Origin of the sequence: Streptomyces luteosporeus, assembly GCF_039532865.1 — a bacterium.
Classification (GTDB): domain Bacteria; phylum Actinomycetota; class Actinomycetes; order Streptomycetales; family Streptomycetaceae; genus Streptomyces; species Streptomyces luteosporeus.
Map to the genome: position 1 here is coordinate 14,407 of NZ_BAAASL010000019.1, position 17,062 is coordinate 31,468.

General features: G+C 75.2%; 17 protein-coding genes. 11 read left to right on the forward strand and 6 right to left on the reverse strand.

The features are described from left to right. Window positions 1–4: 4 nt before the first annotated feature. Together ABD361_RS23005 and ABD361_RS23010 are read right to left on the reverse strand one after the other, a co-directional pair. Window positions 5–688 (reverse strand): UdgX family uracil-DNA binding protein, encoded by a 684-nt coding sequence (locus ABD361_RS23005; protein WP_344437413.1) that lies wholly within the window; start codon window positions 686–688, stop codon window positions 5–7. Between the two features lie 247 nt (window positions 689–935). Beyond that, a complete protein-coding gene (locus ABD361_RS23010; RefSeq protein WP_344437414.1) occupies window positions 936–1,466 on the reverse strand; it encodes a TerD family protein in 531 nt (176 codons plus the stop codon). 192 nt (window positions 1,467–1,658) lie between these two features. On the opposite strand from ABD361_RS23010, the gene ABD361_RS23015 reads away from it, so the two are divergent. Next, window positions 1,659–2,690 (forward strand): hypothetical protein, encoded by a 1,032-nt coding sequence (locus ABD361_RS23015; protein WP_344437415.1) that lies wholly within the window; start codon window positions 1,659–1,661, stop codon window positions 2,688–2,690. A 51-nt stretch (window positions 2,691–2,741) separates the two neighbouring features. Further along, window positions 2,742–3,899 (forward strand): methyltransferase, encoded by a 1,158-nt coding sequence (locus tag ABD361_RS23020; protein ID WP_344437416.1) that lies wholly within the window; start codon window positions 2,742–2,744, stop codon window positions 3,897–3,899. Between the two features lie 55 nt (window positions 3,900–3,954). On the opposite strand, the gene ABD361_RS23025 is transcribed toward ABD361_RS23020, so the two are convergent. Further along, a complete protein-coding gene (locus ABD361_RS23025; RefSeq protein ID WP_344437417.1) occupies window positions 3,955–4,947 on the reverse strand; it encodes a trypsin-like serine peptidase in 993 nt (330 codons plus the stop codon). Window positions 4,948–5,278: 331 nt separating this feature from the next. Here ABD361_RS23025 and ABD361_RS23030 point away from each other — a divergent pair, with 331 nt between their 5' ends. Together ABD361_RS23030 and ABD361_RS23035 are read left to right on the forward strand one after the other, a co-directional pair. Beyond that, on the forward strand, window positions 5,279–6,265 hold the full coding sequence (locus ABD361_RS23030) for a GlxA family transcriptional regulator (protein WP_344437419.1): 987 nt from the start codon (window positions 5,279–5,281) through the stop codon (window positions 6,263–6,265). A gap of 56 nt (window positions 6,266–6,321) precedes the next feature. Continuing rightward, the gene (locus ABD361_RS23035) at window positions 6,322–7,656 is read left to right on the forward strand and encodes a flavin monoamine oxidase family protein (RefSeq protein ID WP_344437421.1); all 1,335 of its coding nucleotides are present in this window, start codon (window positions 6,322–6,324) and stop codon (window positions 7,654–7,656) included. A gap of 194 nt (window positions 7,657–7,850) precedes the next feature. Here ABD361_RS23035 and ABD361_RS23040 read toward each other — a convergent pair whose 3' ends face one another. Beyond that, complete coding sequence (locus ABD361_RS23040; protein WP_344437424.1) at window positions 7,851–8,465, reverse strand: TetR/AcrR family transcriptional regulator; 615 nt, start codon at window positions 8,463–8,465, stop codon at window positions 7,851–7,853. A gap of 114 nt (window positions 8,466–8,579) precedes the next feature. On the opposite strand from ABD361_RS23040, the gene ABD361_RS23045 reads away from it, so the two are divergent. Then, complete coding sequence (locus tag ABD361_RS23045; protein WP_425583297.1) at window positions 8,580–9,449, forward strand: NAD(P)-dependent oxidoreductase; 870 nt, start codon at window positions 8,580–8,582, stop codon at window positions 9,447–9,449. Window positions 9,450–9,646: 197 nt separating this feature from the next. Continuing rightward, complete coding sequence (locus ABD361_RS23050) at window positions 9,647–10,897, forward strand: cytochrome P450 (RefSeq protein ID WP_344437426.1); 1,251 nt, start codon at window positions 9,647–9,649, stop codon at window positions 10,895–10,897. Window positions 10,898–10,901: 4 nt separating this feature from the next. Here the strand turns inward: ABD361_RS23050 and ABD361_RS23055 are convergent, their stop codons facing one another. Further along, the gene (locus tag ABD361_RS23055) at window positions 10,902–11,648 is read right to left on the reverse strand and encodes an acyltransferase (protein WP_344437428.1); all 747 of its coding nucleotides are present in this window, start codon (window positions 11,646–11,648) and stop codon (window positions 10,902–10,904) included. A 142-nt stretch (window positions 11,649–11,790) separates the two neighbouring features. Here ABD361_RS23055 and ABD361_RS23060 point away from each other — a divergent pair, with 142 nt between their 5' ends. From ABD361_RS23060 to ABD361_RS23080, 5 genes are all read left to right on the forward strand, one after another. Then, entirely contained in the window at window positions 11,791–12,339 is a 549-nt protein-coding gene (locus ABD361_RS23060; protein WP_344437430.1) for a L,D-transpeptidase, read from the forward strand. Continuing rightward, window positions 12,336–12,929 carry a TIGR03086 family metal-binding protein gene (locus tag ABD361_RS23065; RefSeq protein ID WP_344437433.1) on the forward strand — a complete coding sequence of 198 codons (594 nt, stop codon included), beginning with the start codon at window positions 12,336–12,338 and terminating at the stop codon, window positions 12,927–12,929. The genes ABD361_RS23060 and ABD361_RS23065 overlap by 4 nt, the downstream gene beginning before the upstream one ends. 118 nt (window positions 12,930–13,047) lie before the next feature. After that, window positions 13,048–14,010 carry a hypothetical protein gene (locus ABD361_RS23070; protein WP_344437435.1) on the forward strand — a complete coding sequence of 321 codons (963 nt, stop codon included), beginning with the start codon at window positions 13,048–13,050 and terminating at the stop codon, window positions 14,008–14,010. A gap of 8 nt (window positions 14,011–14,018) precedes the next feature. Continuing rightward, window positions 14,019–14,738 carry a hypothetical protein gene (locus ABD361_RS23075; RefSeq protein ID WP_344437438.1) on the forward strand — a complete coding sequence of 240 codons (720 nt, stop codon included), beginning with the start codon at window positions 14,019–14,021 and terminating at the stop codon, window positions 14,736–14,738. Beyond that, window positions 14,719–15,612 (forward strand): inositol monophosphatase family protein, encoded by an 894-nt coding sequence (locus tag ABD361_RS23080; RefSeq protein ID WP_344437440.1) that lies wholly within the window; start codon window positions 14,719–14,721, stop codon window positions 15,610–15,612. The genes ABD361_RS23075 and ABD361_RS23080 overlap by 20 nt, the downstream gene beginning before the upstream one ends. 158 nt (window positions 15,613–15,770) lie before the next feature. Here ABD361_RS23080 and ABD361_RS23085 read toward each other — a convergent pair whose 3' ends face one another. After that, window positions 15,771–16,943, reverse strand: a complete 1,173-nt coding sequence (locus ABD361_RS23085) for an ArsB/NhaD family transporter (protein WP_344437671.1) — start codon at window positions 16,941–16,943, stop codon at window positions 15,771–15,773. Between the last annotated feature and the right edge of the window lie 119 nt (window positions 16,944–17,062).

The following is a 17,062-nucleotide window of genomic DNA, read 5'->3' on the forward strand; positions in this document are numbered from 1 at the left end:
CGGTTCAAGCGTTCAGCACGCCCGCCGCGACCCGCAGGTCCGCCACCAGCCCCGCGTACGCCGCCGCCCGCGCCTCCGCGTCGGCGCGCAGCACCGCCGAGGGGTGGATCGTCGCCACCAGCACCCCCGCCCCCTCCCCGCCCTCCTCGCCGTCGAGCGCCGGCATCGGCAGCACCACACCGCGCTGCTCCGTCACCCGGAACGACGGGCCGAACAGCGACTTGCCGGCCGTCGCACCGAGCGCCACCACCACTTCCGGGTCGATCAGCCGCAACTCCGCCCTGAGCCAGGGCCGGCACGCGCCGATCTCCCGCAGGCCGGGCGTCTTGTGGATGCGCCGCTTGCCCCGCTCCGCCTGCTGGAACTTGAAGTGCTTGACGGCGTTGGTGACGTACGCCTCCGCCGGGTCGATCCCCGCCTCCTGCACCGCCCGCCCGAGCACCCCGCCGGCCGGCCCCACGAAGGGCCGGCCCTGCCGGTCCTCCTGGTCCCCGGGCTGCTCGCCGACCAGGACCAGCCGGGCCGAGGGCTCGCCCTCGCCGAAGACCGTGCCCGTCGCGTCCCGGTACAGCGGACAGCCCCGGCAGCCGCCGGCGGCCCTGCGCAGGGCGCCCAGGTCGGCGCCCTCGGGGACGAACGGCGAGGCGTCGTACGCCTCCCCGCCCTCCGCACCACTGCGTCGCGCCATGGGTACCTCCCGCACCCAGTGTGCCTCTACCGCGCCTCGGCGGCACGGCGGCGCCCGTAGGGGCGCGGGGCAGTGTCTGATCTGCGGCTGCCGCCGCGCGGGCGCGATCGGCCACCGACGGCCCGCAGCCGACGCGCAACCCGGGGTTCCGGGGGCAGCACGGCACTTCATCCGCTGGCGCGTCGTGGCTTGTCGCGCCCGCGCGGCGGAGCCGCAAATCGACACTGCCCCGCGCCCCTACGGGGCGCTACTGCGGGCGCGTGCCCAGGATCCTGGCGAACGTGGCCGGGTCGGCGTCGAAGCCGCGCACCCCGGGGCGGAACACCCAGTTCCCCGCCGCGTCCCGGGCGAACTCCGCGACGACCGCCGCCGTCGCACCGGCCGCCGCGGACAGGTCGTCCGAGGCGAGCTGCGCATACCCCTCGCGCACCCGCACCCCGGTGCCCGCCACCTCCCCGAACGTCAGGCGCCCGGCGTTCTGCTGGATCATCACGCCCACCACCACGCGCACGTACCGCGGCGCCAGCCGGTCCAGCTCCAGCGTCATCACCTCGTCGTCGCCCAGGCCCCGGCCGTCCGTGCTGTCCCGGTCGAGCGCGATGGTGCCGTCGGGCGAACGGCTGTCGAAGTGCACCAGATAGGCCGGATCGCCGTACGGATCGTCCGCGGTGAACGTCCCCGCGATCAGATCCAGGTCGTGCGCCGCAGCACCCAGCGGGCTCGGGTCCCACCGCAGCGCCACCTCCACGCGCGCGAGGCCCTTGCTCAGACCGCTCACCACAACTCCCCTCCCGTGTACCGCCGTCGGGCCCCATGGTGCCATGCGTCCTGTACGGCGGAGCCTCGTCCGGTTTCGACGACGGACGAACACCGGTGACCGCCGGCGCCCGCACCCCGCACGATCCGAACACCGTCCGCGCACCATCCCGGCCGGCGCCTTCGCCGCACCCGACGTCGCAAGGAGAGCGCAGTGCCCAACCGCTTCCCGCCCGCCCGCCCGGTGGCGCCAGGGGCACCGGCCGGGACTACCGCGGCCGTCGCCGTCTTCGACCGGCGCAGCGGGACGTTCACCGAACTGCTCCACGCCCGCACGCCGTTCCGCTCCGCCTCCGTGGTCAAGCTCCTCATCGCCCTGGACCACCTGTGGGAGCGCGGCCCCGCGTACGCCGTGACCGACGAGGACCGCGCCCGCCTGGAGGTGATGCTGCGCAGCAGCGACGACGGCGCCGCCGGCCACTTCTGGGACCACTGCGGCCAGGGCCGCATCGTGCGGCGCATGGCCGACCGGCTCGGCCTCGCCGACACCGCGCCCCCGCCCGACAGCCACCCCGGCTTCTGGGGCTACACCGCCCTGTCGGCGCAGGACACCGTCCGCGTCTACCGGTACCTGCTCGACGAGGCACCCGTCCCCGTCCGCGCCCTGGTCATGGGCGCCCTGCGCCGGGCCACGCGCTGCGGCACCGACGGCTACGACCAGAACTTCGGGCTGGCCGCCGTCTTCGACCGCCCCTGGGCCGTCAAGCAGGGCTGGTCCGGCTTTCCCGCACCCCCGCGGCCCCGCCGTCCGCCCACCGGCCCGACCGCCGGCCTCGACCTGCACCGCCCCGCCCTGCACACCACCGGCACCGTCGGCCCCGGCGACCGCGCCGTCGCCGCCGTGCTCACCCTCCACCCGCCGGGCACGCCCTACGGCGCCGCCTGCACCGCCCTCGGCCGCATCACCCGTGGCCTGCACCTGCCCGGCGCCACCCGCCTCGCCGGCACCTGGCTGGGCACCCGAGGCCCGCGCGCACCCGTGCGCACCGGCCCGACCGCCCGCTCCGCCGTCCTTTCCGCCCTGCCCGCGGGAGCCGAGGTCCTGGTCGGCTGCCAGCGGCGCGAACAGCCGCCGGGCACGACGAGGGCCACCTGGTGGGCCTACCTGCCGGCCTACGGCGGCTACGTCGCGGCCGAGGCCCTCCACGCGGGCGGCGGCCCGCTGCCGGCCGTGCCCACCTGCTGAGCGGAGGCGACGGCCCGCACCGGGCGCCGCCTCGGCTAGCCTGAGGGCACGATGAACCGTTTGACCACGTCACAGGGCCAGTACGAGCTCGCCCGCTTCCCCGAGGACCCCCGCGACACCCTGCGCGCCTGGGACGCGGCCGACGAGTACCTGCTCCACCATCTGGAGGGAGCCGGCGACGGCGAGCCGGTGGACCTGTCGGGCACCGTCGTGGTGCTCGGCGACCGCTGGGGCGCCCTGGCCACCGCGCTGGCCGCCCACCGGCCCGTCCAGATCAGCGACTCCCACCTCGGGCAGCAGGCCACCCGCCGCAACCTCGCCCGCAACGGCGTCGACGCCGGTGCGGTGCGCCTGCTGTCCACCCGGGACGTCCCGCCCGACCGGATCGACGTGCTGCTGGTCCGGGTGCCCAAGAGCCTGGCGCTCCTGGAGGACCAGCTGCACCGCCTCGCCCCCGCCCTGCACGCCGGCAGCGTCGTCGTCGGCACCGGCCGGGTCACCGAGATCCACACCTCGACGCTGCAGCTGTTCGAACGGCTCGTCGGCCCGACCCGTACCTCGCTGGCCGTCAAGAAGTCCCGGCTGATCTTCGCCACGCCCGACCCGGCACTGGTGCGGCCGGCCAGTGCCTGGCCGCACCGCTACACCCTGCCCGGCGGCCTCGGCGCGGCCTCCGGCATGGCGGTCACCAACCACGCGGGCGTCTTCTGCGCCGAGCGCCTGGACATCGGCACCCGCTTCCTGCTGGAGCACCTGCCGCGGCGCACCGGGGCCGAGCGCGTGGTCGACCTCGGCTGCGGCAACGGCGTGGTCGGCACCGCCGCGGCCCTGGCCAACCCCGCCTCCCACGTCGTCTTCCTCGACGAGTCGCACCAGGCGGTGGCCTCGGCCGAGGCCACCTTCCGCGACAACGCCCCCGCATCGGCCACCGCCGAGTTCCACGTCGCCGACGGCCTGGCGGACGTGCCGGCCGGCTCGGTGGACCTGGTGCTGAACAACCCGCCCTTCCACTCCCACCAGGCCACCACCGACACCACCGCACGGCGCATGTTCGCCGGCGCCCGCAGCGCCCTGCGCCCGGGCGGCGAGCTGTGGGTCGTCGGCAACCGGCACCTGGGCTACCACGTGCGGCTGCGCCGGCTCTTCGGCAATTGCGAGGTCGTCGCGAGCAACCCCAAGTTCGTCGTCCTGCGGGCCGTCAAGGGCTGATGCGCCGCGCGGGTGCCGGCCCCGGGCACGGCCCGGGGCCGGCACACCGCCTCGCTCAGCTGCTCTGCACCTGGTCGTACAGGTTCTTGATCTCGTCGCCGAAGTACGGGCCGAACATCCGGTTCGGCCAGAAGGTGTAGCCGAAGCTGTTGACCGACGCCTGCAGGCCGGTGCCGGTGGACTCGTCGAACGACGCGAACCACGGGCCGCCGCTGGAGCCGCCGGTCATGTTGCAGCCCAGGCCGTGGTCCTTGGTGAGCAGGAAGTCCTTCGAGGACGTCCCGCTGCAGTAGATGAGCTTCGTGCCGTCGTACGGGGACGCCGCGGGGAACCCGAAGGCGTACATGGTGGTGTTGTAGGCGCCGTTGAACTGCACGCCCTGGGCGCCGACGACGTCGGTGAGCCGCTTGCCGTCGAGCGGTGCGACGACGGCCGTGCCGACGTCGTAGTTCATCTCCTCGCTCGCCACCCACTGCGGGGTGGAGGCGGTCTTCGTGGCCGCCCACTTGCCGTAGGGCGCCTGCCCGTCGTGGTAGCCGGGGACGAAGACCCAGTCGGTGTGCCAGGCGCCCTGGTACTTCACGCAGTGCCCGGCGGTGATCACGGTGCTGCCGTTCTGGCTGCTGATGGCGTCGCCGGAGCAGGAGGCGGTGCGGTTCTGGAAGGTGAAGAACACCCGGCCCGAGGTCTTCGCGACGGCGCCGCCGCCGGTCCACGGGCCGCCGGCCTGGGGGTTGGTCCTGGGCTGCGCGGCCGTGCGCACGGCCGGCGCGGTGGGCGGGACGGTCGTCACGGGGCGCGTGGACGCGGGCACCGTCGGGGCGGTGCCCGCGGTGCCCGTCACGTCGAGGGGGGTGGCCGAGCGCATCCGGTCGGCGGTCCAGAAGCCGGCGGCCCGCTGCTGGGCGGCCGTCGTGGCCGCTGCAGCGTGCACGGTGGCCGGTGCGCTGCCGGCGGCGGCGCCGGCCGGGGTGGCCTGGACGCCGGCGGTGAGCAGGACGCCCGCGGCCAGCAGGGTGCCGGCGCAGGTGGCGTAGGGACGTCTCACGCGTACTCCTTCTGCCGAGGGGCCGCGCACGCCGCGCGGCGCGGCCGTGGGGGGCCGGACCGCCGGCAAGGGGGTCCGGGCAGACGAGTGGTGCGGATTCGACAGTGCGTCAGGAAGGGTGCCACGGAAGGGAAGAGATTGACAGGGGCGCGTCAAAATTGTGCGAGGGGGGTGCAGCAGGGGGTCGCAGCGGGGGTCGCAGCGCCCCCCGGGGCACTCCGCTTCCTGCATGAGCGAATTCGCCTGTTCGGCTGCCGATCCGATCAACCGATGGACCACTTGTCGGAGCGTCCCCGTGGCCCGGGCGGAAGGTCGCCTACCGTGTGCGCTCATGGAGACCTGGGTGCTGGTCGCTGACGGCACGTTCGACACCGGGCTCGCCTCGGTCCTCGACGTCCTGCACACTGCGAACGACCTGCGGCACGAACTGCCGCAGCCCCCGCCCCCGTGGCGGGTGACCCGCGTCGGGCCCGGCGGCCCGGCCCGCACCGCCGCGGGCCACCTCGTGGAGACCGTCGCCCCCGGCGACGCCGATCCCCCCGGCGTCGTCATCGTGCCCGGCATCGGCCACCGCCGCGCCGACCCCCTGCTGCAGTGGCTGCAATCGCCCGAGCGCGAACCCGCGTACGCCCTCCTGCGCGACGCACACGCCCGCGGCGTCCCCCTGGCCGCGGCCTGCACCGGCACCTTCCTGGCCGCCGAGAGCGGCGTGCTCACCGGCCTGCCCGCCACCACCAGCTGGTGGCTCGCCCCCTGGTTCCGCCGCCGCTACCCGCTCGTGGCCCTGGACGACGACCGCATGCTCGTCCACGCCCCCGGCATCATCACCGCCGGCGCCGGCACCGCCCACCTCGACCTCGCCCTGGCCCTCGTCCGCCAGGTCTGCCCCGCCCTCGCCACCCTGACGGCCCGCTACCTCCTCGCCGACCACCGCTCCACCCAGGCCGGTTACGCCCTGCCCGGCCACCTCGCCCGCAGCGACCCCACGGTGGCCGCCTTCGCCCGCTGGGTGCGCGAGCACCTCCGGGAGCCCGTGCGCATCGCCGACGCCGCCCGGGCGCTGGGCACCAGCGAACGCTCCCTGCAGCGCGCCGTGGACCGCGCCCTGGGCGTGGCCCCCCTGCGCCTGACCCAGCGCATCCGCCTGGACGAGGCCGCCCACCTGCTGTGCACCACCCGCCTGCCTGTCGAGGAGGTGGCCCGCCGGGTGGGCTACGAGAACGTCACCACCCTCACCACGCTGCTGCGCGAACGCCTGGACACCACCCCCGGCCGGCTGCGCCGCCAGGCGCGGGCCGTGGGGCCGGGCGCCTGCTGAAACGGCGGTCGTCGTACGGTCGTACGACCATGATCCGTGACCCGAGGAGTGCCCCGATGCCCCGCAGCGGCCCCCGCCCTGCCGAGACCACCGACACGCTCGTCGTCGGAGCGGGAGCGGCCGGGCTGTCCGCGGCCCGGGAACTGCGGCGCGCGGGACGGGCGGTGACCGTCCTCGAAGCGCGCACGCGCACTGGCGGGCGGCTGTGGACGCAGGAGTGGCAGGGCCTGCGCATCGACCTGGGCGCCTCCTGGATCCACGGCGTGCGCGGCAATCCGGTCACGGACCTGGCCGCCGAGGCCGGTGCCGCGACGGTCGTCTACGACGTCGGCACCCTGGACTACGCCACCGGCGAGGGCACCGTCCTCTACACGGCCGACGGCCGCCGCGCCGCCGGTGCCGAGGCCCGGCGGATGCGGGACGACGTGCGCCGGACCGGCCGGGCCCTGTACGCCCTCGCCGGGAAGGCGCCCGCCGACCGGTCGCTGGCCGACGGGCTGGCGGAGGTTCTGCCCACCCTCGGCCTCGCCGGCCCGCGCGCCGCGGCGGTGCGCGAAGCCTTCGGCCGCATGGCCGAGGACGACTGGGGAGCGGGCGCCGGCGAACTGGCCCTCGCCGCCCTCGCCCTCGGCGAGGACCACGAGGGCGCCGAAGTGGTCTTCCCCCGCGGCTACGGGCAGCTGACGGACCACCTGGCCGAGGGCCTGGACGTACGGCTCGGCCACGTCGTCACCCACGTCGACCACGGCGGCGCGGACGGCGTCGTCGTGCGCACCCGCGACCACGGCGCCTTCACCGCCCGCCGGGTGCTGCTCACCCTGCCGCTCGGCGTGCTGAAGGCGGGCGACGTCACCTTCGCGCCCGCCCTGCCCGAGGCCAAGCAGCAGGCCGTGCGGCGCCTGGGCATGGGGACGTACGACAAGGTCTACCTCCGCTTCCCGCACGTCTTCTGGGACGACGCGGACCTCATCCGGCAGCAGGGCGGCGGCGCGCAGGGGGCGTTCGCCAACTGGTTCAACCTCCACCGCGTGCTGGGCGCCCCGGTCCTGGTGGCGCTGGCCGGCGGGCCGGTGGCGCGCCGGCTGGAGGCGCGGGAGGATGCGGCGGTCGTGCGCGAGGCGCTGACGGCCCTGCGCGGCCTGTACGGCGAGGCCGTGCCCGAGCCGGTCGCGCACCGCGTCACCCGCTGGGCCGCCGACCCGTACGCCCGGGGCGCGTACTCCTTCCCGGCCGCCGGGTTCCGGCCCGGGGACCACGAGGCGCTGGCGGCGCCGGTCGGCGACCGGCTGTACTTCGCCGGCGAGGCGACCAGCGCCGAGCACAGCAGCACCGTCCACGGGGCCCTGCTCTCCGGCCTCCGGGCCGCCCGGCAGCTTCTGGGCGCCCCATAGGGGCGCGGGGAACTGCGCGATCAACCACCGACGGCCCGCAGTCGACGAAGCACGGCACTTCGTCTGCGGGCGCGTCGTGGCTTGTCGCGCAGTTCCCCGCGCCCCTGACGGGGCGCCGCGGTGGCCGGTCGCGCCCGCGCGGCGGCAGCCGCAGATCGACAGGGCCCCGCGCCCCTACGGGGCACCACGGCGCCCTACAAATACGTGCGCACCAGCCGGGCAAGGTGGCGGCCCGCCGACCGCAGCGGCTCCTCGCTCCTGAGCACCTGCGCCGTCAGCTCCGCGCCTTCGAGCGTGCTGATGACGGCGCCCGCCAGCTCGTGTGCCAGGTCCTGGTCGAGCCCGCCGTCGCGCAGCTTGGCCGCGACCAGGTCCGTCCAGTGCCCGATGGCCTCGGCGCAGGCCCGCTGGATGGCCGGGGCGCGCCCGACGGTCTCCAGGGCGGTGGCGGCGACGGGGCAGCCCTCGGTCCAGTCGGACGCGCGCAGGGCGGTGGCCAGCAGCCGGGTGCAGTCCTCGATCGCGGCGGCGGGGTCCTCGGTGCCGGACAGTGCGGTGGTGAGCATGTCGGCGAACTCGCCCTCGCCGTGCCGGATGGCGGCGACCGCCAGCTCCTGCTTGCCGCCGGGGAAGAAGTGGTAGACGGAGCCGAGGGTCGCCCCGGCCTCGCCGGCGATCTGCTTGATGCCGGTGCCCTCGTAGCCCTGACGCTGCAGCAGCCGGGCCGCTGCCCTCACGATCCGCTCGCGCGTGCCGACGGCGGCGTCCGCCGTGCCCGTCGTCTGCTGTGCCGCCTTGGTGGTGTGCATGGCCGAACTCTATCGGATAGAGCGTTCGTTCCAGATTCTGTGCTACGTTGATCACTAAGTAGAGCGTTCGTTCCAGGGCGGCCCGCGTGGCCGTCCCCGTACCGAGGAGAGACGTTGAGCAAGCAGGCTGTGACCGTCATCGGACTGGGACCGATGGGCCGGGCGATGGTGGGCGCCTTCCTGGACGCCGGCCACCGCGTGACCCTGTGGAACCGCACGCCCGGCAAGGCGGACGACCTGGTGGCCAAGGGCGCCGAGGAGGCCGCCACGGTGGCCGAGGCCCTCGCCGCCAACGAGCTGGTGGTCCTGAGCCTGACCGACTACGACGCCGTGGACGCCGTCCTCGCGCAGGCACCCGGCGCGCTCGCCGGCCGGGTCCTGGCCAACCTCAGCTCCGACACCCCCGAGCGGGCCCGCGCCGCGGCGGCGTGGGCCGCCTCCCACGGCGCCGTCCACCTCACCGGCGGGGTGCAGGTGCCGCCGCCCATGATCGGCAAGGAGGGGGCGGTCACCCACTACAGCGGCCCGCGCGAGGCGTTCGAGGCGCACCGCGGCACCCTCGAGGTGCTCACCGCCGCCGACTACCACGGCGAGGACCCGGGCCTGGCCGCCCTGTACTACCAGGCCCAGATGACCGTGTTCTGGACCACGATGCTGAGCTTCTACCAGGCGCTCGCCGTCGGCTCCGCCAACGGAGTCAAGGCTGCCGAACTGCTGCCGCACCTGTCCGGCATGACGGCGATGATGCCGCACTTCTTCCAGCTGTACGCCATGCACGCGGACGCCGCCGACTACCCCGGCGACGTCGACCGGCTGGCCATGGGCGCCGCCAGCGTCGACCACGTCCTGCACACCGCCGAGGACGCGGGCGTCGACGTCACCCTGCTCAAGGGCGTCCAGGACGTCTTCCGCCGCGGCATGGCCGCGGGCTTCGCCGACAACAGCTTCTCCAGCCTGATGGAGGTCCTCAAGAAGCAGGTCTGACCCCCAGAAGCAGGCGTGGACCCGCCCGCGGCCGGGCGGCAGGCGGGACTCACACCTGCGGGTGCAATCCGGGGGCATTCGCGATTGCGGTGAATGCTCCCGCAATGAGAGGGAACAGCACCCTTGCAGGGGATCCCCACCCGTGCTGCCCCGGCCCCGGCCGGGCGCGCGGGAGCGCCAGACCAGGGAGCGACGGCATGACCACTTCTCTTCCCGAACCGTCCTCCACCGGCGGCGCCTGCCCCGCCCGGCAGCCGGGCGCCACCGTCCACGACTGGGCCGTGGACCCCCTGCCCGGCCTGCAGTTCGATCCCTTCCTGCACCGCCTGCTGCGCGAGGAGCCCATCGCGCGGGTCCGGATGCGCTTCGGCGAGGGGGACGCCTGGCTGGTGACCCGCTACGAGGACGTCAAGACCGTCGCCTCCGCGCCCTCGCTCAGCCGGGCCCTGACGGTCGACCGCCCCGTCACCAGCATGACCCCGCACATCGTGGCGCCCGCCGGCGGCATCGGGCGCACCGACCCGCCCGACCACACCCGCCTGCGCCGGCTGGTGGCCCAGACCTTCGGCCGCAAGCGCGTCGCCGGCCTGCGGCCGCGGGCCCAGGAGCTCGCCGACCGGATGATCGACCGCATGGAGCAGCAGGGCCCCCCGGCCGACCTCACCGAGTGCCTCACCGGGCCGCTGCCCGCCCAGCTGATCGGCGACCTGCTCGGCGTGCCCACCCGCGACATCGACCGGCTCCAGGGCTGGCGCTCGGTCATCCTCTCCAGCAACCACTCGCAGGAGCAGAGCGACGCGGTCAAGCGCGAGATCGCCGGCTACTTCCGCGACCTCGCCCGGCACCGGGCCGAGCACCCCGGGGACGACCTGTTCAGCGCGCTGGTCGAGGCCCACGGGCAGGGCGAGCTCAGCCAGCCCGAACTGATCTCCCTGGCCGTCATGCTCGTGCTCAACGGCATGGACGCCGTGCGCAACCAGGTCTCCAACATGGTCTACGCCCTGCTCACCCACCCCGAGCAGCTGGCCCGGCTGCGGGCCGAGCCCGACCTGCTCCCGCAGGCCGTGGAGGAGCTGCTGCGCTACATCCCCCACCGCAACGGTGTCGGGCTGCCGCGCATCGCCACCGAGGACCTCCAGGTCGCCGGCACCACCATCCGCGGCGGCGAGGTCGTCTACGTCTCCTACCTGGCGGCCAACCGGGACTCCTCGGTCTTCACCGAGCCCGACCGGCTCGACCTCGGCCGCGACGAGGCCCCCAACCTCTCCTTCGGCCACGGCGCGCACTACTGCGTCGGCGCGCTGCTGACCCGGATGGAGGCGGAGGTGATGCTCTCCACCCTGCTCGCCCGCTTCCCCCGGCTGCGACTGGCGGTGGAGGAGAAGGACATGCGCTGGCGGCAGGGCTCCATCAACCGCGGCCCCGAGGCGCTGCCCGTCGCCTGGTGAGGCGTCAGGCCGGTTCCTCGCCGGCCTCCAGCCGGGCCAGCGCCATCAGCTGCTCGGCCGTGATGCCCTCGGGCACCGGCACCGGCGGGGGAGTGCGCAGCGGCGGCTGCCAGCCGTCCTGCGCGTTCCAGGTGCGCACCACGCGCGCCGGGGCCCCGGCCACCACGGCGTGGTCGGGCACCGTGCCCCGGACGACCGAGCCCGCGGCGACCACCACGTTGCGGCCGAGCCGGGCGCCGGGCAGGATCACCGCTCCCGTGCCGATCCAGCTGCCCGGGCCGATCTCCACCGCCTCCCGGCGGGGCCACTGCTTGCCCACCGGCACCTCGGGATCGTCATAACTGTGGTTGGTGGTGGTGACGTAGACGCCCGGGCCGAAGAAGCAGTCGTCGCCGATCGTCAGCGGCGCATCGGCGATCACATGGCTGCCGCGCCCCAGGACGACCCCGTTGCCCAGGCGCACCAGGGCGTCCGGGCCGAGGTCCAGGCCGGGCATCATGCCGGCGGTCAAGGTCACGTCCTGGGCGATGATGCAGTGCTCGCCCACCTCGATCCAGCCCTCGCCGAAGACGGTGCCCTGCGGGAACGCCAGCCGGGTGCCGGCCCCCAGACGGCGGAAGCGGTACGGGCCGGGGTGCGCGGCGGTCACCGCCCCGGCCTCGCGGATCCACCGCGCGGCGCGGTGGACGGCCGCGGAGGCGGCCCGGCGCCGCCAGGTGGCCAGGGAGGTGGCAAGGGTCTGCTTGGGCACGGGCTCACCGTACTCAGCGGCGCGGCCCGGAAAGCGCCCCGGGCCTGTGATCTTCGCCCCAGGAACGGCCCACGATCGGGTGACCCGGGCCGGGGCGTCGCGGCCGCGCGGCGACGGCGTTGCTAGCGTCGGCCGCATCGCCATGCTCCGTATCGCACCCGCCCCGGGCCGCCGCGCCGCCGTCGCCTGCGCCGCCCTCGCCCTGCTCGCCCTCGGGCCCGCCGGGCAGGCGCAGCCCGCCCCGGCCGGCGGCAGCTTCCTGCGGTTCACCAAGGACACCCCGGACGACTCGCGCCTCGCCGTCGTCCGCCACGGGCGGGAGGTCGCCGTCTTCCGCGCCGGCTCCGGCGTCGTCCCGGACGACTGCGCCCGGGGCCAGGGGTGGCTGCCCGACGGCACGTACGTCCTGGGCGCGCACCACACCGCCTACGACGGCACCCTCGTCAAGGGCTACGCCATCGAGCTCGGCAGCAAGCGCTGCCACGACGGCACCGTGCGCAGCCAGCTGTTCGTCCACAGCGAGATGACCCGCACCGGCGGCCGGGGGCGCGCCGAGAACCAGCGCTGGGACGGGGCGGCCGACTACACCTCCCACGGCTGCGTGAAACTCAGCCCGGCCGACATCAAGGAGCTCTACCGCATCCTCGACCGCGACGGCTGGCCGCGCACCCTGCGGGTGGAGCGCCCATGACGGCCGGCGTGGAGTTCGACCTCGGGCCCGCGGCCCGCCGGACGGCCGGCCTGCTCACGGCCGTCACCGACGACCTGCTGACGGCGGCAACCCCCTGCGCCGGCTACCGGCTCGGGGACCTGATCGAGCACATCGGCGGCCTCGCCGCCGGCTTCACCGCCGCCGCCACCAAGGAGGCGCTCCGGCAGGACGCCTCCCCGCCCCCCGCCGGCGACGCCTCCCGCCTCGGCGACGACTGGCGCACCCGCATCCCCGCCCGGCTGGCGGACCTCGCGCAGGCCTGGCGCGCACCCGCCGCCTGGCAGGGCACCACGCGCGCCGGCGGCGTCGACCTGCCCGCCCCGCTGGCCGCCCGGGTGGCGCTGGACGAACTGGTCGTCCACGGCTGGGACGTCGCCCGCAGCACCGGGCAGCCGTACGCGTGCGAGCCCTGGGAGATCGAGGCGTGCACGCAGTTCGCCCTCGCAGTCGCCTCCCGCCCCGCACCGGGCCTGTTCGCACCGCCCGTCGAGGTGCCCGCCGACGCCCCGCCCCTCGACCGGCTCCTCGCACTGACGGGCCGCGGCCCCTCCTGGACGCCGCCGCACTGAGGAGCCGTCACCCCCCCCGCGGCAGCTGGCGCGGAACGTACTTTGCCGCACGTTCGTGCTGGCCGCCCGCCGCTTGTCGCTCCTACGATTGACGTAACCGGGGGAGAGGCTGGGGCACATGGCGCGCGGAGGCGCAAACCTGGGGCGCGGCATCGAGCATGCCGTCGCCTGGACCATCAGGAATCTCGACGGCGTCGTGGCCCTGGCCGCGGCCGTGACCATCGGCACGCTCGACATCTTCGGCAACAACTTCGACGACAACGTCACCTCGGGCGCCACCTTGCTGGTGCTGGCGGCGCTCGTGCTCGGCACCCTGACCGAGCGGCGGCGCCGGGTCGCCGACATCCGCGCCGCCATGGACGGCACGCGGCACGCGCTCGAGGACCTCACCATGGTGCGCTCGCTCTCCGGCGCCGAGCTGGAGTCGGCCCTGGACCGGGCGCGCCGCAGCACCGACCGCTGGGTCTTCAAGGGCGGCACCGGCACCTACCTGCGGGCCGTGACGCTGCCGGAGTGCGTGGAGATCGCCCGCCCCCAGCGGCGCTCCTTCACCGTGAAGATCGACATCGTCAACCCCGCCGACGAGCAGGCGTGCGCGGCCTACGCCCGCTTCCGGCAGACGTTCTCCCACCGCCTGCACACCGTGCCCGGCGGGTCCTGGACCACCGAGCGCACCCGCAAGGAGTCCTACGCCACCGTGCTGGCCGCCTGCTGGCACCGCCAGCGCCTGGACACCCTGGAGATCGAGGTCTACCTCTCCTCCACCGTGCCCACCCTGCGCTTCGACCTGTCCTCCACCTGCCTGATCATCACCCAGGACGACCCCCAGCGCGTCAACCTGATGGTGGAGCGGGACCGCCCGCTGTACGACTACTACGTCACCGAGCTCCACCAGAGCCGCGAACAGGCCCACGTGCTCCAGCTCAACCGCACGCTGCCGCTGAGCGACGAGCCGACGGTCGACGAGACCGTGCGGCTCTTCGAGCAGCTGGGCCTGCCGCTCCCGTCCGCCTTCACCGACCGCGACGTCGGCGACATCATCGACAAAGCACTGCACGCGGAGAATCCCTACCGGAGGTGAGCTCCCCCGTGCGCAGCCCCGTGGACTACCGGCGGATCGCCCACGCCATGGCCGCCGGCCCGGCCGCAGCCGGCGAGCTGTACGAGGCCGCGGCCCTCGCCCTGACCGAGATAGCGGCCGGGCGGCGCACCCTGCGCGCCGTGCGGCACCCGCTCGGCTTCCTGTGCCTGCCCGTCGAGCGGGAGGCGGACCGCGGCGTGTGCGTGCACGTCTTCGACGACGACGCCCGCCGCGCGGCCCCGGCCCTGACCACCTCGCCCGTCCACGCACACAGCTGGGACCTGGCCAGCTGCGTGCTCTACGGCGAGGTGGGCAACGTACGGGCCCTGGTGCGCGAGGACGCGCACGATCCCACCCACCGCCTGTACGAGGTGCGCAGCACCGCCCCCGCCGCCGTCGGGGCACCGGCGTGGAACGACACCCCGGCCGTGGACGAGATCCGGCCGACCCCGCGCCTGGTGCGGTGCACGAGCGACCCGCAGGAGACCAGCACCGCCGGCGAGGTCTACCGGCTGGCGGCGGGCCAGTTCCACGCGACCGTCGTGCCCGCCGGCACCCGCGCGGCCACCCTCCTGCTCGGGCGCACCCGCCCGGGCGGGGCCGACCTGACCGTCGGTCCGGTGCATGGCACGGCCCACCGGGTGGTACGACAGACATGCGACGCCGCCACGACCGCCCGGACGGCCCGCACCGTCCTGAGGAGGATCCATGGACACCACGGCGGATGACCCGACGCCGCCCCGGGGCGCAGGGCGGTTCGCGGCCGAGCACGACGTGGCCGTCGCCGCGGCCCACGAGGCCGGGGCGCTGCTGCGCTCGCGCTTCCACAGCCACTACGGCGTCCGGGCCAAGGGCGCGGACGGCGACGTGGTCACCGACCTCGACCTGCTCGCGGAGCGCCTGGTCGTGCGCCGCATCAAGGAGCGCTTCCCCGCCGACCGGATCCTGGCGGAGGAGGCCGGCGCCGTGCCCGCGCAAGGAGCCGGTGCACCGGCCGGCGGCGCGCGCACCTGGCTGGTGGACCCGCTGGACGGCAGCAACAACGTCGTCATCGGCCTGCCCGCCTACGCCGTCGGCATCGCCCTGTGCGTCGGCGGCGCGCCCGTCGTCGGCGTGGTGCACGACCCGGTGACCGACCGGACGTGGACGGCCTCGGCCGGCGGCGGCGCCTTCGGCCCGCAGGGCCGGCTCACCGGCCCCCGCCGGCCGCTGTCGCCCGTCGGACCGCTGCTGGCCTGGACCCAGGGGCACGCCGTGGGGCGCTGCGACCCGGTGGCCGGCGCGCTCAAGGAGGCGCTGGAGGTGCGCTGCAGGCGCGTACTGCAGCTGTGGGCGCCCCTGCTGGCCTGGGCCATGCTGGCCCGCGGGGACATCGACGGCTTCGTCGGCTACCGCGCCGAGGCGATCGACCTGCCGGCGGGCGCGCTGCTGGCCACCGAGGCCGGGCTGGTCATCCGGTCCCTGGACGGGGGCGCGTTCCGCGGCGGGATGAACGGCCCCGACACCGATCGCAGCTTCGTCGCCGGCCGCGCCGAGGACATCCCCTACCTGCTGGAGCTGGTGGCGGCACGTCAGGACGGCGGACACCGGCTGGTGACGTGAGCGCCCCGTAGGGGCGCGGGGGCAGTATCGATCTGCGGCTGCCGCCGCGTGGGCGCGATCGGCCACCGACGGCCCGCAGCCGACACACCACCCCGGGGCCCGGGCGCAGCACTTCGTCTGCGGGCGTGTCGTGGCTTGTCGCGCAGTTCCCCGCGCCCCTACGGGGCACCCGTGGCGGCCAGAGCCCCCACGGACGCCGCCAGCGCGGAGGCGCCCAGCACCGCGCCCGTCGCCACGAACCGCCCCAGGGACACGCGCACGCCCTGCGCGTGACAGCGCTCGAACCACAGCAGGGTCGCCAGCGACGCCCACGGCGTGATCACCGGGCCCACGTTCGTGCCGATCAGCAGCGCCAGCAACTGCTGGTGGTTGCCCAGCGGAACCGCCGCCTCACCGGCCAGGTACACCGGCAGGTTGTTCAGCACGTTGGCCAGGCCGCCCCCGACCGCCGCGGCCCGGAACATCCCCGCCGTCCCGCCGTCCGGCCCCATCGCACGCGCCAGCAGCTCGTGCAGCCCGTGCACGTTGACCGTCTCCACCACCAGGAACAGCCCCGGCACCAGCACCAGCAGCCGCCAGGGCACCAGCGACAGCCGCAGTACCGACCGCCGCCGCACCGCGAACGCCACCACGACCAGCGCGGTCGCGGCCGCCGAGGCCACCCACAGGGCGACCGCGTCGACGAGTATCGCCAGCAAGAACCCCGCGCACGCCAGGGCGCAGACCCGGAACAGCACCGGATCCCGCGGCCGGTGCGCCGTGGGGGTGACATAGGCATCGGCGCCGCGCCGGCCGCGCCGCCAGTAGAACAGCCACAGGCACCCCATCGTCACCAGTACCGAGGCCAGCTGGGGCGCCCACATCCGCGCCGCCAGGCCCGTGGGCGAGAGCGCCACACGGTCGGCGGCCAGCAGGTTCGTCAGGTTGGACACCGGCAGCAACAGGCTCGCCGTGTTCGCCAGCCACACCGTCGTCATCGCCAGCGGCACCGCGGCGATCCCCACCCGCACCGCCAGGGCCAGCATCACCGGCGTCAGCAGCACGGCCGTCGTGTCCAGGTTCAGCGTGATGGTCGTGACCGAGGCGAACACCACGCACAACACGAACAATCGGGCGTAACTGCCCCGCCCGGCCCGCGCCACCCGCGCCGCCACCACGTCGAACACCTCGGCGGCGGTCGTCAGTTCCGCCAGCACGATCACCGTGCCCAGGAACGCCAGCAGCGGGGCGATGCGCTCCATCGCGGCGCCGGCCGCGTGCGCCGGCAGCAGCCCGCAGGCCACCAGGAGCAGTCCCAGCGCCAACAGCCCGCCGGCCAGCCAGTCCAGCATGTGCAGACGCCGGCGAATCCGGCCGGTCAGCATACGTATGGAGCGCACGTGCATGAGCATGGCACACGATTCCTGCGAACACAGTGACCGCGCGGGAGCCGCTTCCTAGGATGGGGACC